This window comes from Sporosarcina sp. So3-204 (assembly GCF_058068165.1).
This window is the reverse complement of record NZ_CM176485.1, coordinates 2933744-2956790: the sequence shown is the minus strand read 5'-3', so window position 1 is coordinate 2956790 and position 23047 is coordinate 2933744. Positions and strand designations below refer to the sequence as shown.

The 23047-nt window shown below is 36.7% G+C and carries 22 protein-coding genes; 20 read left to right on the top strand and 2 right to left on the bottom strand.

What is annotated here, in order from left to right; translation table 11 throughout:
- The 20 genes from AC3RV6_RS14560 (at nt 1) to AC3RV6_RS14465 (ending at nt 20834) form a co-directional block, all read left to right on the top strand.
- Entirely contained in the window at nt 1–267 is a 267-nt protein-coding gene (locus AC3RV6_RS14560) for a EutN/CcmL family microcompartment protein (protein ID WP_489746719.1), read from the top strand.
- 153 nt (nt 268–420) lie between these two features.
- Entirely contained in the window at nt 421–1356 is a 936-nt protein-coding gene (gene mdh, locus AC3RV6_RS14555) for a malate dehydrogenase (protein WP_489746718.1), read from the top strand.
- A gap of 337 nt (nt 1357–1693) precedes the next feature.
- Nucleotides 1694–2779 carry a putative 2-aminoethylphosphonate ABC transporter substrate-binding protein gene (locus tag AC3RV6_RS14550; RefSeq protein WP_489746717.1) on the top strand — a complete coding sequence of 362 codons (1086 nt, stop codon included), beginning with the start codon at nt 1694–1696 and terminating at the stop codon, nt 2777–2779.
- A 179-nt stretch (nt 2780–2958) separates the two neighbouring features.
- On the top strand, nt 2959–4008 hold the full coding sequence (locus tag AC3RV6_RS14545; RefSeq protein WP_489746716.1) for an ABC transporter ATP-binding protein: 1050 nt from the start codon (nt 2959–2961) through the stop codon (nt 4006–4008).
- Between the two features lie 20 nt (nt 4009–4028).
- Entirely contained in the window at nt 4029–5798 is a 1770-nt protein-coding gene (locus tag AC3RV6_RS14540) for a putative 2-aminoethylphosphonate ABC transporter permease subunit (RefSeq protein WP_489746715.1), read from the top strand.
- A gap of 107 nt (nt 5799–5905) precedes the next feature.
- On the top strand, nt 5906–6751 hold the full coding sequence (locus AC3RV6_RS14535) for a DMT family transporter (protein ID WP_489746714.1): 846 nt from the start codon (nt 5906–5908) through the stop codon (nt 6749–6751).
- Nucleotides 6752–6774: 23 nt separating this feature from the next.
- On the top strand, nt 6775–8145 hold the full coding sequence (locus AC3RV6_RS14530) for an aspartate aminotransferase family protein (RefSeq protein WP_489746713.1): 1371 nt from the start codon (nt 6775–6777) through the stop codon (nt 8143–8145).
- Between the two features lie 257 nt (nt 8146–8402).
- Entirely contained in the window at nt 8403–9521 is a 1119-nt protein-coding gene (gene ald / locus AC3RV6_RS14525; RefSeq protein WP_489746712.1) for an alanine dehydrogenase, read from the top strand.
- 690 nt (nt 9522–10211) lie between these two features.
- Nucleotides 10212–10418, top strand: a complete 207-nt coding sequence (locus tag AC3RV6_RS14520) for a 2-hydroxymuconate tautomerase family protein (RefSeq protein WP_489746711.1) — start codon at nt 10212–10214, stop codon at nt 10416–10418.
- A 249-nt stretch (nt 10419–10667) separates the two neighbouring features.
- Nucleotides 10668–11213 (top strand): 3-hydroxyanthranilate 3,4-dioxygenase, encoded by a 546-nt coding sequence (locus tag AC3RV6_RS14515; RefSeq protein WP_489746710.1) that lies wholly within the window; start codon nt 10668–10670, stop codon nt 11211–11213.
- Nucleotides 11204–12217, top strand: coding sequence for an amidohydrolase family protein (locus AC3RV6_RS14510; protein WP_489746709.1), 1014 nt, complete (start codon nt 11204–11206; stop codon nt 12215–12217). Before AC3RV6_RS14515 ends, AC3RV6_RS14510 begins: the two co-directional genes overlap by 10 nt.
- Entirely contained in the window at nt 12217–12663 is a 447-nt protein-coding gene (locus AC3RV6_RS14505) for a RidA family protein (protein ID WP_489746708.1), read from the top strand. The genes AC3RV6_RS14510 and AC3RV6_RS14505 overlap by 1 nt, the downstream gene beginning before the upstream one ends.
- Nucleotides 12664–12681: 18 nt before the next feature.
- A complete protein-coding gene (locus tag AC3RV6_RS14500) occupies nt 12682–14151 on the top strand; it encodes an aldehyde dehydrogenase (protein ID WP_489746707.1) in 1470 nt (489 codons plus the stop codon).
- A 71-nt stretch (nt 14152–14222) separates the two neighbouring features.
- On the top strand, nt 14223–15002 hold the full coding sequence (locus tag AC3RV6_RS14495; protein WP_489746706.1) for a 2-keto-4-pentenoate hydratase: 780 nt from the start codon (nt 14223–14225) through the stop codon (nt 15000–15002).
- A gap of 41 nt (nt 15003–15043) precedes the next feature.
- Nucleotides 15044–15937, top strand: a complete 894-nt coding sequence (locus tag AC3RV6_RS14490) for an acetaldehyde dehydrogenase (acetylating) (protein WP_489746705.1) — start codon at nt 15044–15046, stop codon at nt 15935–15937.
- A 22-nt stretch (nt 15938–15959) separates the two neighbouring features.
- Nucleotides 15960–16979: a 4-hydroxy-2-oxovalerate aldolase gene (dmpG, locus tag AC3RV6_RS14485; protein ID WP_489746704.1), complete on the top strand. Its 1020-nt coding sequence runs from the start codon at nt 15960–15962 to the stop codon at nt 16977–16979.
- A gap of 3 nt (nt 16980–16982) precedes the next feature.
- A complete protein-coding gene (locus AC3RV6_RS14480; protein WP_489746703.1) occupies nt 16983–17774 on the top strand; it encodes a 2-keto-4-pentenoate hydratase in 792 nt (263 codons plus the stop codon).
- 72 nt (nt 17775–17846) lie between these two features.
- Complete coding sequence (locus AC3RV6_RS14475) at nt 17847–19091, top strand: MFS transporter (RefSeq protein ID WP_489746702.1); 1245 nt, start codon at nt 17847–17849, stop codon at nt 19089–19091.
- 698 nt (nt 19092–19789) lie between these two features.
- Entirely contained in the window at nt 19790–20440 is a 651-nt protein-coding gene (locus AC3RV6_RS14470) for a DsbA family protein (RefSeq protein WP_489746701.1), read from the top strand.
- The gene (locus AC3RV6_RS14465; protein WP_489746700.1) at nt 20430–20834 is read left to right on the top strand and encodes a disulfide oxidoreductase; all 405 of its coding nucleotides are present in this window, start codon (nt 20430–20432) and stop codon (nt 20832–20834) included. Before AC3RV6_RS14470 ends, AC3RV6_RS14465 begins: the two co-directional genes overlap by 11 nt.
- A gap of 159 nt (nt 20835–20993) precedes the next feature.
- Here the strand turns inward: AC3RV6_RS14465 and kynB are convergent, their stop codons facing one another.
- Both kynB and AC3RV6_RS14455 read right to left on the bottom strand, forming a co-directional pair.
- The gene (gene kynB / locus AC3RV6_RS14460; protein ID WP_489746699.1) at nt 20994–21626 is read right to left on the bottom strand and encodes an arylformamidase; all 633 of its coding nucleotides are present in this window, start codon (nt 21624–21626) and stop codon (nt 20994–20996) included.
- A 14-nt stretch (nt 21627–21640) separates the two neighbouring features.
- Nucleotides 21641–22987, bottom strand: coding sequence for a sodium-dependent transporter (locus AC3RV6_RS14455; protein WP_489746698.1), 1347 nt, complete (start codon nt 22985–22987; stop codon nt 21641–21643).
- Nucleotides 22988–23047 lie beyond the last annotated feature (60 nt).

Below are 23047 nucleotides of genomic sequence, written 5' to 3'. Positions count from 1 at the left end.
ATGTTTCTAGCTAAAGTAGTAGGAAGTGTTTGGACAACTCAAAAAGAAAAAGGAATGGAAAATTTAAAGCTTCTTATTACACAGCCACTCAATTTACAGAAAGATCCGGTAGGAAATGTCATAATTGCAATCGACAGAATAGGAGCAGGCGTTGACGAATTAGTGATTATCACTCAAGGTTTACCTGCTCAAAAGATAACCGGTGTAAAAGAATCTCCAATAGATGCTGCCGTAGTAGGTATTGTGGACTCGTTCGAAGTGAATTAATGACTGTTTTTTAGTAGAGGTTCCCATTCTTACTTAAAACACATATAAAATGACTCCGTGATTTATATAGGGGTCATTTTGTTAAAGTGTGAGATAGAAACTAACAATTAATATCATTTGAATTGTCATATCTAATGGAAAAAGGTGATAACTTTGGCATTTAAACGTAATAAAATCACAATAATTGGAGCTGGATTTACAGGAGCAACGACCGCTTTAATGCTTGCACAAAAAGACTTAGGTGATATTGTATTATTGGATATTCCTGAAAAAGAAAACCCGACTAAAGGTAAAGCACTTGATATGATACAAGCGGGTGCCGTGCAGCGATTCAACTCTCGAATTAAAGGAACATCTAATTTTGAGGATATAGTAAATTCTGACATGGTAATTATTACGGCCGGGATTGCTAGAAAACCTGGAATGAGCCGGGATGATCTTGTATCGACAAATGCAAGAATCATAAGTTCGATTTCCAAAAAAGTTGTAAAATATGCACCGGACTGTATTATTATTGTCTTAAGCAATCCTGTTGATGCGATGACTTACGTGTGCTATAAAACAACAAACTTTCCGAAAAATCGAGTGATTGGACAATCAGGTGTCTTAGACACATCTAGATTTAACGCATTTGTCGCTGAAGAGCTAAAAATTTCTGTGGAGGATGTATCTGGATTTGTGTTGGGTGGTCATGGTGATGAAATGGTACCACTCGTTCGTTATTCATATGCAGGAGGAATACCGCTCGAAAAAATGATAAAGAAAGAACGCCTTGATGCAATTGTTAATCGTACTCGAAAAGGTGGAGGTGAAATTGTTAATCTATTAGGTAACGGCAGTGCTTATTATGCTCCGGCAGCTTCTTTAGTTGAAATGGCTGAAGCCATTATTCGAGATAAAAAGAGAATACTTCCTTCTGTTGCCTATTTGCAAGGTGAATACGGGTACAACGATATATATTTAGGAGTTCCAACAATTTTAGGTGCAGAAGGTATTGAAAATATTATTGAATTAGATCTTACGTTTGATGAAAAGTCTATGCTACATCGATCCGTTGAATCTGTAAAAGAAGTTATGTCACTATTGTGAAAATAGAAATAACTAGTCCTAGTGAATAAAGAAAAAAAGATGCAGAATTGAATGCAGGTCTTTATTATCGTTATCTCGTTAAAGCGATGTGGCCTGATTCATAGTTTCTATAAGTAGGATGCATGAAATTGGAAAAAATATATTTACCTATAAAAATAATAATATAAATCCTCTTAGAAATAACTGAAAATATGGTATATTCAAAATAGACAAAATGGTAAGCGTTTGCAATTTTGTTTAATTCATTATTTATAGTTTAATTAAGTCGGAAGTATTGATTCTTAAAATACTTTGTTTAGAAGGTTTCTCTAAAAAATTAAAAAAAAGGGGTTTTGAGATGAAAAAGAAGCTAATTTGGTTATCGATTACTGTAGTTGTTTTAATGATGCTTGCCGCATGTGGAGGTAGTGATGAGGGAAAGGAAGGAGCAGATAGTGAAACCGATACAAGTAGTGGAAATAAAAGTAAGAACCTTGTAGTTTATACTGCGATAGAAACTGATTATCTACAAGATTACATTGATTTATTTGAAAAGGATCATCCAGAAATTAAATTAGATATTGTTAGAGATTCTAGTGGTATCATCATTTCCCGCATATTGGCAGAAAAAAGTAATCCCAAAGCCGATGTTATATGGGGATTAAGTGTTGACAGTCTTATAATGTTTGATACTGAAGGTCTTCTAGAGGGCTATAATCCCAAGGGATATGAAGATATTATTCCAACTTTTGCTGATCAGAAAAACGATCCTATGAGATGGACTGGGATAGCCGCTTATATGACTGCTATTGCCGTTAACACTGTAGAAATGGAAAAGTTGGGTTTACCTATACCTAAGTCGTATAAGGATCTGATTGATCCACAATATAAAGGATTAATTTCTATGCCGAATCCTGCTTCAAGCGGAACAGGATTTTTAACAGTATCCGGGATATTACAACTTTTTGATACTGAAGAAGAAGGTTGGGAGTATATGGACAAACTTCATCAGAACATTGGAACTTATACTCATTCTGGTTCAAAACCTGCTGTAGAAGCTGCTACTGGAGAATTCCCAATTGGAATATCTTTTGATGGACGTGCCATTAAACAAGAAGAAAGTGGAGCGCCACTAGTGACAGTATTCCCAGAAGAAGGATCTGGATGGACATTAGAAGCCAATGCTTTAATGAAAAAAGAAAATATTAATGATAACGCTAAAGTATTCCTAGATTGGGCTAATAGTAAAAATGCAATGGAAGGTTATAATAAGCAATTTGCTATTACAGGAATTGATTTAGGTAATAAACCTCATCCAAGTTATCCAGCAGACCCAATGGGGCAATTGCTCGAAAATGATTTATATTGGGCTGCGGATCATAGAATTGAAATTGTAGATAAATGGATTGAAAAGTATGATGGGAAAAGTGAACCGGAATCATAAGATAGATAACCATAGGTAAGTTAGTAAGAGAACATAGTATTATCAGAATAAAGAGTTTTAGAAGTCAGTTTTCATTGAATTAATTTGGGGTTGGTTTGGTATATTATCCAACAGCCCCAAGTTTTTTCCACAATTAAAGTAAATCACTTTTAATAAAACTATGAAAAGAGGCGACTAGCATGGAATTCTTGAAAATTCAAAACGTAACTAAAAAATTTGGAGATTATACGGCTTTGGATAATATTAATATCACAATTAATAAGGGTGAATTTATTTGTTTACTTGGACCAAGTGGATGTGGAAAGACGACATTATTAAGAGTAATAGCTGGATTAGAAGAACCAAATGTAGGATCTAAAGTAATAATGGGCGATAAAGATATTACACAGTTGCCTCCTGCTAAAAGAGACTTCGGAATTGTTTTCCAATCATATGCGCTTTTCCCGAATATGACTGTGGCTCAGAACGTCGCTTATGGCTTGAAAAATAAAAAAGTTTCAAAAGAAGATATTAAAAAGCAAGTAAACGAATCATTAGACGCCGTTAATTTGGTTCATCTAGGTAAACGTTATCCAGCACAGTTATCGGGTGGACAACAACAACGGGTCGCTTTAGCAAGGGCTTTAGCGATATCCCCAGGATTTCTCTTGCTCGATGAACCCCTTTCAGCATTAGATGCAAAAGTTAGGATAATGTTAAGGCTAGAAATTCGTAAGATACAGGAAAAACTTGGGATTACTACGATTATGGTTACTCATGACCAAGAGGAAGCATTAACAATGGGTGATAGAATCGTTGTAATGAACAACGGAACTGTGGAACAAGTCGGCACGCCTCAAGAGATTTATGAAAAGCCTGCCACGCCGTTTGTTGCCGATTTTATTGGTACTATCAATCAATTTCGTGGCATGGATTCTTACGTTGCAATTCGCCCTGAACATATAAGGATTCGAGAAAAGATGTCGCAAAATACAGTTAAATCTACGTTGAGCACGATGGAGTTTCGTGGCAGCTCTTATAGACTCTATCTTGAGGTTGAGCACAGCGGGCCATATAGTTTCGAGAGTGGGTTACTTATGACAGATGTCTCAACGAGTGAATTTAGGAAGTTAAACCTTAAAGTAGGGCAAATAGTCTTTGCAGAGTTTCCCAACGATGACTTAATTACTTATGAGAATAGTATAGAAACCGAGGAAAGTATTAAATATGCCATTGCTGACGGGCTTTAAAATAGAAGGGGGATCATCGCATGACAAAAAGAATTTCTGTAGATTCTGCAACGAAGATAACAAATAGTAGAAAAATAGTGCGACAAAAAACGAGTCCTGTAGATCTTTTGCAGAAGCTTTTGATTTTGTTGGTAGTTGCAGGACTTGGGGTTGCTCTTGTTTTACCTCTAATTCAGTTAATACTGGTATCTATGCAGGATAGAAGTGGAGACTTTATTGGTTTAGGGAACTTTATTAAATATTTCACAACAGCTTCTTTAATCCAGCCACTGTATAATACCTTGTTTGTCGCGGTGACTACTGGCTTAATTGCTGTTACACTTGGATTTTTCTACTCCTACGCCTTAACTAGGACAAATATAAGATGGAAACCTTTTTTTAAATATGTGGCATTTGTACCGTTATTTGCTCCAACGATGATGTATGGTATTGGTTTAGTTAATTTGTTTGGGAATAATGGAGTTATTACGACAGGATTCTTTGGTTTTTTTCAAGGAATCGATATTAACTTATACGGGCCTGTGGGCATAATCATTTCGCTAATATTTTATACTTTTCCTCAAACCTTTTTACTTTTAACTATTTCTCTTTCGAATACGGATTATAGATTATATGAGGCAGCAGATTCCCTTGGTTCGGGAATAGTGAAGAAGTTTTTCACCGTAACTCTGCCGAGTATAAAATTTGGCCTTTTTAGCGCCTTCATCATTGGTTTTATTTTGAGTTTTACTGATTTTGGTGCACCGATAGTCGTTGGTGGTGACTTTAAGGTAATGGCAGTAGATATTTATCAACAAGTGGTGGGGCAGTTTAATATGTCTATGGGAGCAACGGTCGGAGTTGTATTAATTATTCCAGCAGTTCTCGCATTTTTTGCCGATAGGTTAGTGCAACGAAAAGAAAGTTCGGGAATATCATCTAAATCAGTTTCTTACAAAATCAAACCAAATTCATTACGTGATCGTATATATTTTACATACTGCTTAATAATTGCAGGCGCTATTTTCTTGCTAATTATAGCGGTTTTGGCACCTACTTTCGTTAAGTACTGGCCATATAATTTCTCGTTCACATTAGAGCATTATACTTTTAAAAATGTACTTGGTGGTTTTCAGCCTTATTATAATAGTCTCCTCATTGCATTTACAACGGCGATATTGGGTACGTTTATGGTATTTTTTGCAGCATACTTAATTGAAAAGTCTCGTTTTATGAAATGGACTAGACAACTAGGGTATTTTCTTTCGATAATCCCTTTGGCTTTACCGGGGTTAGTTGTGGGTTTGGCTTATATCTTCTTCTTTAACCAACCGGAATTCTCTATCCCATTTACTGGAATTATAATTCCAAATCCTTTAAGCGGACTTTATGGAACAATATGGATTCTCGTTCTTGCGAATTTAATACATTTTTATTCAGTTAACTTCTTTACTGCAACTACAGCATTAAAGCAACTAGATAAAGAGTTTGAACCAGTTTCAGAGTCGATGAATATTCCATTTTATAAAACATTCACTAGGATCACGTTTCCTATGTCACTTCCAGCAATACTAGAAATGGCTGTTTACTTCTTTGTGAATTCAATGACAACGATATCAGCAGTTATCTTTTTATATGCACCAAGCACTAGACCAGCTTCCGTGGCAATAGTTGACATGGTTGGAGCAGGTGAGATGGCTCCTGCTGCTGCACTAGCTATTATTATTCTCTTAACGAATGTTATAGTTCGCTTTGGTTATGAATTACTAACAAAGAAAATGAGGAATCGAGCAAATCAATGGAAGAGTTAAGACTGATCAAATTAATTGGGTAACTAATTATGTTAGATAGTAGGAGGTGGAAAATTGTGTTAAGGGCACAATATCTATTTTTTGAATGCTAAAAGGAAGGTGACTTATTGTTACTAATAGCATTTTTACTTGTTATTTTTTCAGGATTAATCCATGCACTTTGGAATGTATTTACAAAGAATAGTGTTAGTAAGATTACTTTTCTTTGGTCAATACATCTTATTTCTTTTATTGTTCTTATGCCTTACTTTTTTATTGAAATTCAAAATGTCCAGTTAGACGGACTAGGTATTGTTCTTATAATGGCTTCTATGCTTTTTCAAGTACTCTATGTATTTAGTTTGATAACAGGGTATACGATAGGAGAGTTTTCGGTAATTTATCCAATTTTACGTGGATCTGCTTCTTTAATGATTCCTATTATGGGTGTTATTATTTTTGGAGATAGGTTGTCTGCATTGGGATGGACAGGTCTGTTTATCGTTTTGATAGGGATCTTTTTAATAGGTAATTTTAATTATAAATCTGACAAGAAACTAAAACTCTCGGTTTTAATAGCGTTGGCAGGCGGCCTTTCAATTACAGGTTATACATTAAGTGATAAAATTCTGTTGGATTATATGTCTCCATTGCTAATTATTCAGTTCCAAAATTTTATTCATGTAATATCTCTTACCTGGGGGTCTTTTAGTTCTGGAAAACTGAAAGACGAATGGGTTTCTAATTGGAAGATTATCTTGTTAGGATCATTATTTGTACCTGGAGCATACGTATTATTTTTATATGCTTTGCAATTAGCCCAAGTTTCGCAACTTGGACCAATTAGGGAAATTAGCATTGTGTTTGGCGTGTTAATAGCTGTAATATTTTTGAAAGAGAAACAAGGAATAAGAAAGATAATAGGCTCGTGTATTATTGTAATTGGTATCATTATTCTTGGTTTGTTAGGTTGAAGCAAAATAGGGAGTGATTGACAATGAAAATGACTGCGGGTATTTTAAGAACTGAAGGAGATATTAATATATCTAAAAATCGAGATATATGGCAGCAAAATCATTTAAGTGAAGAAGCATTTAGGCTATTAGAAGAAGATTCTAAGTACTATATACACCAATCACTTTCTACACCTTGCTTAAACGTAATTGAAAAGAGTTATGGAATTTTTATTGAAGATATCGATGGTAGAAAATATATGGATTTTCACGGAAATAGCGTTCACCAAGTGGGTTATGGAAATGAATATGTTGTCAAAGCAATTAAGGAGCAATTAGACGTACTGCCATTTTCTCCACGTCGCTATACGAATAAAAAAGCTATAGAATTATCCAAGAAACTTGTTGATCTAGCTCCAGGTGACTTGAATAAGGTTCTTTTTGCTCCGGGAGGAACGTCTGCCGTGAGCATGGCATTGAAGATTGTTCGAAAGGCCACAGGAAAGTTTAAAACAATTTCAATGTGGGATTCTTTTCATGGTGCGTCTCTAGACGCAATTTCTGTAGGTGGAGAAGCTATGTTTCGTAATGGAATGGGACCACTAATGCCTGGAAGTATCCATGTGTTACCGTTTAATTCATACCGGTGTTTATTCGGAAAAAGCGAAGATTCTCAGACGAAAAGCCTGGATTATCTTGAATATGTGTTAGAAAGAGAAGGGGATGTAGGTGCAATTATTCTAGAACCGATTCGGTGTACTGATGTGCAAGTCCCCCCGATAGAATATCATCAACGATTACGTAAAATTTGCGATGAGAATAATGTACTATTGATTTTCGATGAAATTCCCACAGCACTTGGAAGAACTGGTAAAATGTTTGCTTTTGAAAATTATGGCATTGTGCCAGATATAGTGTTATTAGGTAAAGGTTTAGGGGGTGGGATTTTCCCGATGGCTGCATTGATGGTACACGATAAATTAGACATTGCCCAGAATATTGCATTAGGTCATTTTACGCATGAAAAAAGTTCGCTTGGTTGCGCTGCAGCATTAGCCACCCTTGATTATATTGAAGAATATAACTTACTTGAGAAAACTAACGAGTTAGGAAAGTACATGAATACGCGCCTCGAAATGATGCAAAAACGATTTAACATTATTGGAGACCTTAGAGGAATTGGTCTATTATATGGGGTTGAATTAGTACTGGACCGAGAATCTAAGGAAAAAGCTATCTCAGAGGCAGAACAGATAATGTACAAATGTATGGAAAAAGGACTAAGTTTTAAAGTTTCGCAAGGTAATGTATTAACTCTTGCTCCACCACTAATTATTACTGAAAAGCAATTAGAAGAAGCGATGAATATTTTAGAACAATCAATTGCAGAAGTAGTGTGTGTAAATGTAGACTAGTTTTTCATGAATAAAAATATTTCGAAAGGTTTTTAAGTATTCGGGAAGTCTTTTAGAATAAAAAATTTATAGATTATTGTTTAGGATTCAAGAAAAAATTAATTGAAATTAAATACATTTTATTGTCGTTGAATTATATACAGTGTAATAGAGTCGAATGTACTATAGTGAATAGGAATTGGTTTATACTTACAGAGATATTTATTTTGTAGAACTAATTTAATAGAATTAACTAACATACAGGAGGTTACATTATTATGCGTATCGGTGTCCCAAAAGAAATATTAAACAATGAAAACCGTGTAGCTATGACGCCAGCGGGAGCTTTTACACTAAAAACGTCAGGTCACGAAGTTTTCATCCAAACAGGTGCAGGACTAGGATCGAGTTTTTCGGATGAAGATTACATTGAAGCAGGAGCAAAAATTGTCGGAACTGCTAAAGAAGCATGGGATACAGAAATGGTTATGAAAGTGAAAGAACCACAAGCTTCTGAATTCGAATTTTTTAACGAAGGACAAATCGTTTTCACATATTTCCATCTTGCACCAGAAACTAAATTAACAAACGCGTTGCTTAAAAAGAAAGTGTCTGCAATTGCGTATGAAACAGTACAGCTACCAAACAATACACTGCCACTTCTTGCACCTATGAGTGAAGTTGCAGGACGTATGGCTACCCAAATTGGAGCACAATTCTTACAAAAAACAAATGGTGGAAAAGGGATTCTTCTTGGTGGTATCCCGGGTGTATCTCGCGGTAAAGTAACAGTTATTGGCGGCGGAATGGCTGGAACGAACGCAGCCCGTGTTGCAATTGGAATGGGTGCACACGTTACTGTAATCGATTTATCTACGGATCGTCTACGTCAATTAGAAGAGTTATTCGGTAACGATGTTCAAACTCTTGTTTCAAATCCGTATAACATTGCTGAAGCTGTAAGGGATGCTGATCTTGTTGTTGGAGCTGTCCTAATTCCAGGGGCAAGAGCACCAAAACTTGTGTCCGAAGAAATGGTTAAATCGATGAAAACAGGCTCTGTCCTTGTAGACATCGCGATTGACCAAGGCGGTATATTTGAAACGTCTGATCGCATTACAACGCACGACGAACCAACATATGTGAAGTACGGTGTCGTACATTACGCTGTAGCAAATATGCCTGGTGCAGTTCCACGCACTGCGACAATGGGACTTACAAATAACACAGTTCAATACGCATTACAAATTGCAAACAAAGGTGTAAACAAAGCACTTCTGGACAATCCTTCTCTCCTGAAGGGGCTGAATACATTTGATGGTCATGTAACATACAAAGCTGTCGCAGAAGCACAAAATCTTAAGTTCGTTTCTGCTGAATCAGTATTGAATAACTAAGTGAATTTAAAAGGCTGCCCGCTTTCAATGATATGCTCCCCATAAGGTAGACAGATTAAAAAAAAATCTGTTTATCTAGGGGGAGTATTTTTTTTGGCCAGAAGTAAACATTCCGTTGAAGAGAAACTACAAATTCTTCATTTGTTAAATAAAGGGAACTATTCTCAAAGAGAATTATGTGAAGGCTGGAAATAACAGCTTATATAACCAAAGGGTGTCAGTGGCGACGCGGAATCTAAAGGGAGCGGGCGGCAAAACTCCAATGATCTTCAATATATTTGTGTCAATGTCTGTTTTACCTGAGACGAGGCTTTCTAATAATAAAAAAATCTTTATTTTTTTATAATTCCGTTAGTGATAGGTCTTTTTCTTATTACTATTTTTCCAAAGATTGTATTGTTGTACTTACCATCTAACATGTGATTTAAAAATTAAATAATAATAGTCTTTTAAGAATAAAATGTTAGAAAACTAGTATCAACACACTTTCTTCCAGGTATTTATACTGAGGGAGAATATATCTATGCTAGTATGTATTTTTCTGGTGATAGAATAGTGCCTAATGATTTACAGGAAATAAATATTCTTATTAAAAGCTTGAACCAGTAAAGACATAACGAACTCATATGTTTTAAATATTTTTAAAATTACTTTACTAATAAATTTTGCATAGATTGGGAGGAATTTAAGTTGCCTATTATTCAAGTTCAAGTACTGAAAGGTAGAAGTAATGAGCAGATCAAATGTCTAATTGCAGATTTAACAGAAGCGGCAGTGAAGAATTTATCAGTTCGACCAGAACAGGTAAGAATCCTAGTAACAGAATTTGAAGATACACATTGGGGTGTGGGAACAAAAACAATGAATGAAATCAAAAGAGATTTAGATGAGAAGTAATTTTTCTAATTAGTTATCATAACTTCGCCTTGTTTCATCTTAAAAAAATGTTATTACAAAATATTCCCGCAATTTCACATGGTGAAAAAACAAGGTTTTATCCTAAAGTAGTTTTCACTATAATGGAGACACAGCATTAAGTAATAAATCAGAATGCGGTGAAAACGTTAAGTAGTTCATGCTCCAATTTAGTGCATATTTTTAGACTCGCATTTCTTTCTACTAATAAAAAAATGGAGGTTTTACAAAATGACAAAATCTACAACGACAAAATTTAATGCTTTTAACTTACTAAAATGGATTGAAGAAAATAAGGATCAGCTTAAGCCGCCGGTTAATAATAAAGTTCTTTGGGAGGATTCTGAATTTATCTGTATGATCCTAGGTGGTCCAAACAGACGCCGTGATTTCCACGTAGATCCTTCAGATGAATTCTTTTATCAAATAAAAGGTGACTGCTTTGTCGAAGTTATTAACGACGAAGGAAAGCGTGAAGTTGTGACAGTTAAAGAGGGCGAAGTATTTATGTTACCAGCTATGGTACCGCATTCACCACACCGTATTGCTGATACGTATGGTTTAGTTATTGAACGTAAAAGAGATATGGGGGAATTAGAAGACTTCGTTTGGTTCTGTGATGAATGTGATCATGAAATGCATAAAAACACTGTTCAATTAACAGATATTGAAACACAGGTAAAAGGTGCAATTGAAGAATTCAATGGTAGTGAAGAACTTCGTACATGTGGTAATTGTGGCCACGTAATGCCAGCAGAAGTAGGACTATGGAAATGAGAGTAGACTTTCATACACATATTATTCCAGAAGATATTCCAGATTTCGTAGAAAAATATGGTGGTGGACGTTGGCCAACTTTAGAAAAAACATGTTCTTGTGGTGCTAATATCATGGTAGCTGGTAAAGTCTTTCGTGAAGTAACAGATCAAGCGTGGAGTCCAGAAAAAAGGATTCAAGATATGGACGCTGAAGGTGTTGATATCCAAGTGTTATCACCTATTCCAGTTACGTTTTCTTATTGGGCGGATGCTGATGCAGCAGAAGAAATGTCGAAAATTCAAAATGATTTTATTGCTGATACGGTGAAACAGTATCCGGATCGTTTTATTGGCCTAGGAACTGTGCCGATGCAAGACGTCGAAGTAGCGATTCGAGAAATGGATCGTTGTATGCATGAGCTTGGCTTAAAAGGAATAGAAATTGGTACGAATATTAATGGAAATAACCTAGACGATCCAGCGTTCACAAAGTTTTTTGAAATGGCTGAACAATGGGAAGTCCCATTGTTTGTTCATCCATGGGAAACATTAGGAACTGAACGTATGCCACGCCATAATTTTATGTATACGGTAGGTATGCCAAGTGAAACTGCATTAGCTGCTGCTAGTTTAATAAATGGAGGTGTTATGGAGAAGTTTCCTGATTTGAAAGTTTGTTTTGCCCATGGCGGTGGATCTTTCCCATATATCCTTCCACGTTTAGATAAAGGTTGGGAAGTATGGCCACATCTTAGGAAAACAACTAAACCTCCAAGTCATTATGCAAAGAATTTTTACTTTGATTCATTAAATTATGATCCATTAAATTTAAAGTATTTAATAGATCGTTTTGGATACGAGAAAATAGTTATGGGTTCTGACTATCCATTCTTATTAAGAGAAGTTCCACCAGGGAAAGTGATTGATGATACAGTCGATTTAACTGATGAGGAAAGACAAGCAATATTGGGCCAAAACGCGCTTAGATTTTTGAATATTCATGTAAAGGAAGAGATTAAATAATGACACCTGAAGAGAAATTGAAAGAGCTAGGATTAGAGTTACCGGCTTTACGACCTGCATTAGGTGATTATGCAAGATGTGTTAGAGCTGGGAACCTTATTTTTACTGCTGGTCAAGGCGTGGATCAATACCACGGTAAGTTAGGTAAAGATTTAACTGTAGAAGAAGGCTATTTAGCTGCAGAGCAATCTATGCTTAACTTATTTAGTGTTATTAAAGAGGAAATTGGCGAGTTAAGTAAAGTGAAACAATTCGTGAAAATTCTTGGTATGGTAAATAGTACAGAGGATTTTACTGATCAGCCCAAAGTGTTAAATGGGGCATCTGATCTAATCGGAAAAGTGTTTGGAGAAAAAGGTAAACACGGTCGATCTGCAGTCGGTATGTCGCAGTTACCAAATAACACTGCAATTGAAATCGAGATGATTATTGAGGTTGAGGATTAAAAGTAGGAGGGGATAATTGTGCCAAAAGAGCTAGTGGCTGAAACTATAAAAGTAGAAAATGCACAGTTATTTATTGATGGTAAATACATTGATGCTATTTCTGGAGAAACGTTTGATACGATTAATCCTGCAACAAATGAAAAGCTTGCCACGGTTGCAAATGGTGGAGAAGCGGATGCTAAATTAGCAATAGATGTAGCGCACCGCACATTTGTAAGCGGTGTCTGGAGCAAAATGCCAGTAGAAGAAAGATCACGTATTCTTTGCAAAATGGCAGACTTAATTATGGAAAACGTTGATAAGATTGCTTATATCGAAACATTAGACGTTGGCAAACCAATCAAAGAAAGCCGTGAATTTGATATTCCGCGTGCTGCAGCTAACTTCCGTTTCTTTGCGGAGATGGCGAAATTCCGAGTGCATGAGCATTTTGATATGGCCAATCACATGTCATATGTACAATATGCACCAGCAGGGGTAACGAGTTTGATCATACCTTGGAATCTACCATTCATGCAAATGACTTGGAAAGCATCCGCAGCATTAGCAGCAGGGAATACTGTCGTTATTAAACCAGCATCTTACACACCTTTAAGTGCTGTACTATTAGGTGAAATTGCGAATGAAGCTGGATTACCTCCTGGCGTTTTGAATATATTAACAGGGCCTGGAAGTACTGTTGGAACTGTAATGGCTACTCATCCATCTGTTCGTAGAATATCATTTGTTGGTGAGTCGAATACAGGGAAAACGGTTATGCGGAATGCTGCAGAAAACTTAATTCCAGTTTCCTTAGAGCTTGGTGGGAAATCGGCAAACATTGTTTTTGACGATGCTAATTTGGAAGAAGCGGTAGCTGGTTCTATAGAGGCAATTTATCGTAATCAAGGAGAAATTTGTTTAGCAGGTTCTCGTATATTAGTACAAGAAAAGATTTATGATGAGTTTTTAGAAAAGTTCGTAGAAGCTGTGAAGAATATCAAAGTTGGTGATCCTTTGGATGAATCAACAGATATGGGCGCACTTGTCTCTAAAGGTCATTTAAAGTCGGTTGATGAATACGTTAAAATCGGTCTTGCTGAAGGAGCGAAACTTGCTTATGGCGGTAAGGTCATAGCGGATTTACCTGAAGGTAACTTCTATGAACCTACCGTTTTATATGATGTAGATAATAAAATGCGTGTAGCACAAGAAGAGATATTTGGACCTGTTCCAGTAATTATTAAATTTAAAACAGAAGAAGAAGCAATAGAAATTGCGAATGATTCTATTTATGGATTAGCTGGCGTTGTCTGGACCAATGATTTGCGTCGTGGTCATCGTGTAACGTCACTAATCGATTCTGGATTACTTTGGGTAAATTGCTGGTACGTTCGCGATTTACGGACCCCGTTTGGCGGATCCAAAGCAAGTGGAATAGGACGCGAAGGCGGACGACATAGTTTTGATTTTTATACGGATGCGAAAACAATTACAGTGAAAAAATAAGCAAACAATGAAAGGTGGCATTATGCACACCTTTTATTGTTTTAAGTTTATTTTATTAGGGGGCCATTAAAGTGACGGTAAAGAATATACAGTTTGCAACAGAATTATTAGAGGCAGAAACAACGTGCCAAGGAGTTGCGCCTTTGACGGAAAGAGATGAAAGTCTCACTGTGGAAGATGCATACCAGATACAATTGGAAATTGTGAAACTAAAACTTGCTGAAGGAAAGAAAATAATAGGTAAAAAAGTTGGTTTAACGAGTGTAGCGATGCAGAAAATGTTAAATGTAGATGAGCCTGATTATGGTCATTTATTTGATGATATGCTATTTGATAATGAGACGACTGTTAAGGTAGATTCAATGATTTCACCTAAAATAGAAGCTGAAATTGGATTTGTCCTTGAAGAAGATTTAGTCGGACCAAATGTAACTTATATAGATGTGATAATGGCGACAAAATATGTTGTCCCTACACTTGAGATAATTGACAGTCGCGTCAATGACTGGAAAATAAAGTTAATAGATACTGTAGCTGATAATGGTTCGTCAGCAAAAGTGGTCGTTGGGGATAAAAAAACTACGCTAGAAACAGTGGATTTACGAACAAATGGTATGGTGCTGTTCAAAAACGATGAATTATTAGCGACAGGTGCTGGTGCTGCTGCACTTGGTCATCCTGCACATGCGGTTGCTTGGCTTGCAAATAAGTTACACGAATTTGGAATTACATTAAAAAAAGACGAATTAATTTTACCTGGTGCATTATCTGGTGCGGTAGCTGTAGCAGCTGGAGATACGATTAAGGCTACTTTTGGTGCCCTTGGATCAGTTACTGTTCATTTCGAGTAATAAAATTACTTATCAATACAAGTTTAGAAAGGGGTATGACAGTGGGGAAAATTAAAGCTGCAATTATCGGTTCAGGTAATATCGGAACAGATTTAATGTATAAACTTGAAAGAAGTAATGTGATTGAATTAACAGCAATGATTGGCATTGATCCAGAATCCGAGGGGCTTAAAAGGGCTGAGGAAAAAGGATATAAAGTACTTTCTAATGGTGTCCAGGGGATTGTAGAAAATCCAGATATAGCGGAGATATTTTTCGATGCTACTTCTGCTAAAGCGCATATTCACCATGCGAAGGTTTTAAAAGATTTGGGTAAACTTGCTATCGATTTAACGCCAGCTGCGATTGGACCATTCTTTTCTCCTGCAGTTAGTTCTGTAGAAATTTCTCTAGAAATAGACAATGTGAATATGATTACCTGTGGTGGTCAAGCAACAATACCGATTGTTCACGCTATTAATCAAGTAGCAGATGTTACATATGGCGAAATAGTTGCTACGATTTCTAGTTTAAGTGCTGGACCGGGAACGAGAGCGAATATAGATGAATTCACTATTACAACACGACGTGGGATAGAAGAAGTTGGCGGTGCCGATAAAGGAAAAGCGTTGATTATTTTAAATCCTGCTGATCCGCCTATCTTAATGCGAGACACTGTTTACTGTGAAGTGAAAAATATGGATGAACCAGCTATTCGAAAATCGATTGTAGAAATGGTTGAGAAAGTAAAAGAATATGTACCAGGTTATCGTCTTAGACAAGACCCGATGTTTGACGGGAACCGTGTGACCGTCTTAATTGAAGTTGAAGGTGCCGGAGATTATTTCCCAGAGTACGCGGGTAACTTAGACATAATGACAGCAGCAGCTACACGTGTTGCAGAAGACTTTGCCCTGCAAATGTTAAAGAAGAAAGAAGAAGAATCATTAATATAAATTGATTGAAGGGGGAAGCTAAATGTCTAACAAACCTATACAAATAACTGAAGTTTGCTTACGAGATGGTAGTCATTCTGTTGCACATCAATATACTGTAGAGCAAGTTCGTAATGTTACAAGAGCCCTTGATGATGCTGGAATGCATTATATTGAAGTAAGTCATGGCGATGGTTTGGGTGGTTCTACTTTACAGTATGGAAAATCACTAGTTGACGAAATGTCACTAATTGAAGCGGCTGTAGATGAATGTAAAAACTCAAAAGTTGCTGTTTTACTTATACCGGGTATTGGAACAATGGGGGAGCTCAAACAAGCTAGTGATTTGGGTGCTAAATTAGTAAGAGTTGCTACACATTCTACTGAAGCAGATGTTTCTGCGCAGCATATTAATAAAGCGCGGGAACTAGGAATGGATGCATTAGGTTTTTTGATGATGGCACATTCTGTTCCAGTAGAAAAATTAGTAGAACAAGCTAAATTGATGGAAAGCTACGGTGCACAAGCTGTTTACGTAACGGATTCAGCAGGAGCTTTACTGCCGAATGAAGTGCGTGAGAGAATTAGAGCACTTAAAAATTCTTTAGATATTGAAATCGGTTTCCATGCGCATAATAATTTATCACTTGCGGTTGCGAATACGTTAGTCGCGATTGAAGAAGGTGCAACGCGTATAGATGGTAGTGTGCGTTGTTTGGGAGCCGGTGCTGGGAATACGCAAACAGAGGTTTTACTTGCTGTCTTGGATAGAATGGGTATGGATGTAGGCATCGATTTATATAAAATGATGGATTTAGCAGAAAATGTTGTAGGACCTTTAATTCCAGATACGCAGGAAATCAAAAAAGGTAGTCTTGTATTAGGTTATGCAGGCGTTTATTCTAGTTTCTTACTTCACGCTGAGCGTGCTGGAGCAAAATTTGGTATAGATCCACGCGATATTCTAATAGAGTTGGGTAAAATGAAAGTTGTTGGCGGGCAAGAGGATATGATTCTCGATGTAGCAGCTGAATTAGCAAAAAAACATAAAGTGAGGGTATAAAGTATGACTGTACTTACAAATAAAGAAAATGAAATTATTGACTATTTATATAATGCTGAACGCGATGTACGTGAAGTTGTTAAAGTAACAGATAAATATCCTGAGTTAACAATAAAAGAAGCTTATGAGTTACAAGATGGTTTACTCGCTAAGAAACTAGAAGAGAGTGGTACAAAAACCGTTGGTGTAAAGCTAGGTTTAACGAGTAAAGCCAAACAAGAAATGATGGGTGTCGATGAAGCAATCTACGGTTATTTACATGATGATATGTTAGCTTTTGAATGGGAAGCGATAAAGTCGTCTGAGCTAATTCATCCAAAAGTAGAGCCGGAAATCGCTTTTTTATTAGCAGAAGATTTGCAAGGGGAAAATGTTACTGAGGAAGATGTTCTAAGAGCCACAAAATATGTAGCACCTGCACTTGAGATTATTGATAGTCGCTATAAAGATTTTCGTTTTACATTAGTGGACGTTATTGCTGATAATTGTTCATCGACTAAATTTGTAGTAGGTAGTAAGTGGATTTCTCCAGATGCTATTGATTTAGGAAATATTGGTATGGTGATGTCGAAGAATGGAAAAGTAGAACAAACTGGTTCCAGTGCTGCTGTATTGGGGCATCCTATAACAGCGATTGTTTGGGCTGTTAAAGAATTGGCTGCTCGTGGAAAAGGATTTAAAAAAGGAGATATTATCCTTAGTGGTGCAATGTCTGAGGCGATAGCATTTAATTCAGGTGATTCCGTAATTGCAGAATTTGATGGTTTGGGTAGCGTTTCAATGTTTTGCGAATAAGTTAGAAAAGAAAAAGGAGAGTGCTACCTAGTTAGCAACTCTCTTTTTTGTATGAAAAAGAGGTGATAATATATGGGGCATTTACAAGAGAAAAAAGGTTTTTTTTCGGTTACAATGGCTTGGAAAATGCTTTTATGGCTCTTAGTAGCCCAAATGATGGTTGCATTTGTAGGAAGAAGTTTAGCCCCTTTAACTATATTAATAGGTGGAGATTTAACGCTTAGTAATGCACAAATGGGCATGTTGCCCGCAGCTTTATTCTTCGGTCAATCTTTAAGTGCAATACCATCTGGCATATTAGTGGATAGAATTGGATCGAAAAGACAATTGTTAGGGACGATAATATGTTTATGCATAGCTTTTGGCATGATTGCGTTATCGAGTCATTTCTACCTTTTACTAATTTCGATTGTGATAGGTGGTGCAGCCTATGGGGCGATGCATCCGACTACGAATCGAGGTATTCTTTATTGGTTCCCACAGAGAAAAAGAGGCCTTGCAATGGGAATTAAGCAAATGGGTATTACAGTTGGGGCGGCACTTGCGGCATTAATATTATTACCTCTTGCAAACAATATCGGATGGAGACCTGTCCTCATTATTAGTTGTCTAGTATTAGTGTTAGTAGGTATCCTTGCTTCGTATTATTATAAAGATCCAGAAATTAATGAGGTTAGGGAATCCTCGATAAAGAGGAAATCAATTTTTAATCAAATAAAGGAAATTATGAAAAACAAATCATTAATATTAATTAGTATTAGTGCAATGGGGTTACAAGGAGCTCAACTATGCTTAACAACTTACATAGTTCTCTTTGCTTTTCACAAATTAGAACTTTCACTTATTGTGGCAGGCTTACTATTGGTTGTTGCTGAAATCGGTGGATCAATAGGCAGAGTGGCTTGGGGTGCAATTAGTGATACTTTCTTCAAAGGTGAAAGAATGAACATTATGTTTATTGTTACTATATTGACGGCTTTGAGCGCACTTATATTTGCGATTCTAACAATTGACACGCCACTGTTAGTAATAACTATTATTGTTTTATTATTTGGTTTTTGCATCTCGGGATATAATGGGATTTGGATGAATATAGTTACTGAACTCGTTCCTAGAGAAAGTTCAGGATTAGCAACTGGTATAACTGTTACGATTAGTTCATGGGGTGTTGTCTTTATTCCGCCACTATTTGGTTTTATCATAGATGAAAGTGGTTCATATTCAAATGGTTGGCTCTTTTTGATGGTATTGATGGGTGTTGTTTTTTTACTTTTAAAAGGTGTAGGGAAACATTCACAAAAACCTTTGGTGACATAAAGTATAATCTAATAGGAGATTATTCTAGGTTGACGGTTTATGTGACCTGCAAAAAATCATAAATTATTAGAATTCAAATTCTAAATATAATTGCAAAACATCCTTCACTATTCGTAGTGAAGGATGTTTATATGCGCCCAGTATGGGGTTAGTCTATAGGTATAATTACGAAACTGGGTAGTCAAAATTAACAGTCATACCGACGTGGGTGTGTCTATGGTGACATGGAATCTAAAGGAAGCGAATCGTGAATATCTGTACCTAGGAAAGCGCGCTTTATATTATATCCAATTGTGTGAGTTTTAAAAAAGAAGCAAAGCCCTTTCTACCGAAGTTGGAATTTAGTAAATTAAGCTGATAGATTGAGGCGAAAACTATGTTCTCACCTTGGATGGGCTTATTAATATGCCGAATACACTTGGTAACCTGTCCAGTTATAGAAATATTTTAAGTATAGAAAGAATTATTAGTCACTTTTATAACAAACACATGATAGTACCTAATTTATTGACGGTTCATGCCACATCAAATTACAATGAATAATGTGAGTTAGTCGAGTTAAGGTAACCTGTAATTGGGCGAGTAACGAAAGTGTTTGAATTATATTTGTATTAGATACTACTTGTAAAAAATAAGATATATCGATAGAATTCCCATTTGGGTGGTATGATCATTACATTATGTAGAATAAATTAGGAGTGTTTAATTTGTCTAAGAAAATTTTTTGGTTTGTAGGAATAGTTGCAGTTTGTATCATTGGAATCATTGTATTAACAAACGTCGATGAAGAGTCGGTCGCAATTGACTATGAAGGGCAGCCGTTTTTAGGTGAAGCTTCAGCCCCAGTGGAAATTGTTGAGTTTGGCGATTATAAATGTCCGAGTTGTAAGGATTTCAATGATCGACTTTTTCCGGTGATTCAAGAGCAGTTTGTTGCAACAGGGAAGGCGAAGTTTTACTTTATGAACTACTCATTTATTGCTGAAGATTCAACGACAGCCGCACAGTTTGCTGAAACGGTATACAAGGAACTAGGCAATGAAACTTTTTGGGCTTTTCATCACCTACTATTTGCCAATCAACCAACATCTGAGCAACTCATTGTATTTACAGATGAAGTTATGGAGAAAATGTTGATGGAGGTTGCGAGTGCTGAAGAAACGAGTAAAGTAATGGCTGCTTATAGGGAAAGTAAAGGAAAAGAAGCTTGGGATATAGATATGAAAACTGCAAAAAGTCTAAGCATTTCTTCAACACCTACAATATTTATCGGCGGCAAAGAGTTTAAGGGAAGTACAATGGATGACTTTACAAAAATGGTGGATGAGGCCGCAAAGAGTGGTAAATAAATCTATTCTTTTTGCTTGGGTTGTGTCCCTTACAGCAATGATAGGGAGTCTGTTTTTTAGTGAGAGAATGGGTTTTGTTCCGTGTACCTTTTGCTGGTATCAACGGATTTTAATGTACCCACTTGTTTTTTTGTTGGGGACTGCCTTTTATAGGAATGACCGGGATATTTATAGATATGTACTTCCAATGTCAATAATTGGGGTACTCGTATCTGGCTATCATTACGCCTTGCAAAAGGTCCCTTCATTAGAAGAATTCAGTGCATGTACGAGTGGCGTACCGTGTTCTGGGGAATATATTAACTGGTTTGGATTCATAACAATACCATTCTTATCGTTGGTCGCTTTTTTATTCATTACGATTATGATGATAAAGTTAAGAAAGAGTAAATGAGATAGGGAAGACTTTCAAATATTAAAGAGCACTGAAAACTGTGTGTTAATTACACATATAAAAGGTAATGTTTTACTCTATTAGGAGTGAAACATTACCTTTTTATGGAAATGGAACTAACCGTTAAAATCCCGATCCAAGGTGTCTCTTCATCACACTTTAATCTAACAGTCGAACCACAGCACGCACTGGGCTCCCGTCTGCCCCAACGATTGCCAGTGGCAATGCAATTAATTCATAATTCCCAGGCTTAATATGTCCCAACATAACATTCTCCAAAATATTTATACCATTTCTATGGAGCGAATGATGAGCACTCACTGATTTACTATCAGCCGGGTCAACCGATGGAACATCCACCCCCAGTAACCGAATCCCTTTTTCTTTTAAAAATGGACCGATATCTTCCCGCAAATAAGTGAAGTTTTCCGGAAATACGTTTGGGGCGACTTCAGTTACCGTACGTAGTAACAGCCGCGTAACTCCCTCTAACTGAAATGACTCCAACTCTTGTCTACCAACACTTTTATAACCAGTCACGTCAATAATACGCGTGGGTCCTACATAAAGATTTACGTCCAATTCGTGGACCTTTTTTCCATTATTATCGAAATGGAATGGCGCATCAATATGAGTACCTGTGTGTAAACTGGTCGTGATTTTTCCAATATTGACGGAGCCCGTCTGCTCTTTCGTATAAGATAGCTGATAGGTGAACGGCGCATCTCCTGGCCACGTACCAATCGCATTTGTCAATGGCTGCGAAATATCAATCCATTTTCGTTCTTGCATCTAATTTCACCATCCTATCCAATAATACCTAGCGTATTCAAGAAGACTACGACAATTGTAATTGGCACAATCCATTTCATTAAGAATGACCATGTTGAAAACAAAGCAGGAGATACTTTACTACTGAGATAGAATTCCTCTTTGACAATCACTTGGTTCATTTTATGTACAATGAAAATGGCGATTAACAAGTTTCCGAAGGGAAGCATCAAGTTACTTACTAGATAATCCGTCCCATCAAATATACTTTTACCAAATATCGTGAACCCTGAAAGACTACTTGAAGACAAAGCCGCAGGTATGGCTGCAATAAAGATTACTAGACCTGTTAACCAAGAAGCTGATTTACGCGATCTCTTACCATTAGCCGTTAGCGCAGCAACAATAATTTCATATAGACTGAATGACGATGTTAACGTTGCAAAGAGGAATAACAATAAGAACATGCATAAGAATAATCCACCTAACGGTAACTGTGAAAAGACAGAAGGTAACACCATGAATAACAAACCAGGCCCTTGTTCAGGTTCGTAGCCAAAAGCAAACACTACAGGGAAAATTGCTAAACCAGCTAATAGCGAAACGAAAATATTTAAACCTACAACTGTCCCTGCGGAAGATGTCAAACTAACATCTTTCTTTAAATAAGAACTGTATGTCACCATACAAGAAAAACCAACAGCCAAAGAGAAGAACGACTGTCCTAATGCATATAAGATTGATTGTCCTGTTATATTTGAAAAGTCAGGTGCTAAGAAAAATTTAACCCCTTCCATTGCTCCTTCAAGTGTCAACGAACGCACGACAAGAATGATAAAGAAGATGAACAAAAGAGGCATCATATACTTATTCGCTTTTTCAATCCCGTTTTGAACACCTGAAGAAATAACAAGAACATTCGCAAGTGTGAAAATCAGTAATCCCATTATAGTAACCCATGGAGAGCCCGTTATAGTGCCAAATAATTCTGGATAATTGGCTCCCTCACTAATAATCTTACCTGGGATTGACAGACCACTATATATAAGTACCCATCCACCAACAACACTATAAAAAGATAAAAGTAAGAAACAACCGACTACACCCAGCCTACCAATCCATACCCATAAACTGTCCGGCGCAAGTTTTTTATAAGCACTAATCGCTTCTTTCGCCGATCCTCTACCAATAATGAATTCAGATAAGAGCATCGGAAGCCCAATCAATAACGTAAAAGCAACAAAGATGAGGAAAAATGCCCCTCCACCACTCATCCCTGTGACATATGGAAACTTCCATATCGCCCCAAGTCCAATGGCTGCCCCCGCTGAAGACAGGATAAACCCGAATTTTGACGACCATTGTTCTTTTCTTTCGTTCATCATATTTCCCCCAAATCAAACAGATTTTATATATCGCCAGATTCCCCCAGAATCTGGCGC

Bases quoted from the DNA above. Each gene is read 5' to 3' on its own strand.
- AC3RV6_RS14530 (WP_489746713.1), top strand. From the start codon at position 6,775: ATGAAAATGACTGCGGGTATTTTAAGAACTGAAGGAGATATTAATATA.
- AC3RV6_RS14505 (WP_489746708.1), top strand. From the start codon at position 12,217: ATGACACCTGAAGAGAAATTGAAAGAGCTAGGATTAGAGTTACCGGCT.
- AC3RV6_RS14510 (WP_489746709.1), top strand. From the start codon at position 11,204: ATGGAAATGAGAGTAGACTTTCATACACATATTATTCCAGAAGATATT.
- AC3RV6_RS14455 (WP_489746698.1), bottom strand. From the start codon at position 22,987: ATGAACGAAAGAAAAGAACAATGGTCGTCAAAATTCGGGTTTATCCTG.
- ald (WP_489746712.1), top strand. From the start codon at position 8,403: ATGCGTATCGGTGTCCCAAAAGAAATATTAAACAATGAAAACCGTGTA.
- AC3RV6_RS14480 (WP_489746703.1), top strand. From the start codon at position 16,983: ATGACTGTACTTACAAATAAAGAAAATGAAATTATTGACTATTTATAT.
- AC3RV6_RS14545 (WP_489746716.1), top strand. From the start codon at position 2,959: ATGGAATTCTTGAAAATTCAAAACGTAACTAAAAAATTTGGAGATTAT.
- kynB (WP_489746699.1), bottom strand. From the start codon at position 21,626: ATGCAAGAACGAAAATGGATTGATATTTCGCAGCCATTGACAAATGCG.
- AC3RV6_RS14540 (WP_489746715.1), top strand. From the start codon at position 4,029: ATGACAAAAAGAATTTCTGTAGATTCTGCAACGAAGATAACAAATAGT.
- AC3RV6_RS14475 (WP_489746702.1), top strand. From the start codon at position 17,847: ATGGGGCATTTACAAGAGAAAAAAGGTTTTTTTTCGGTTACAATGGCT.
- AC3RV6_RS14550 (WP_489746717.1), top strand. From the start codon at position 1,694: ATGAAAAAGAAGCTAATTTGGTTATCGATTACTGTAGTTGTTTTAATG.
- AC3RV6_RS14515 (WP_489746710.1), top strand. From the start codon at position 10,668: ATGACAAAATCTACAACGACAAAATTTAATGCTTTTAACTTACTAAAA.
- AC3RV6_RS14560 (WP_489746719.1), top strand. From the start codon at position 1: ATGTTTCTAGCTAAAGTAGTAGGAAGTGTTTGGACAACTCAAAAAGAA.
- dmpG (WP_489746704.1), top strand. From the start codon at position 15,960: ATGTCTAACAAACCTATACAAATAACTGAAGTTTGCTTACGAGATGGT.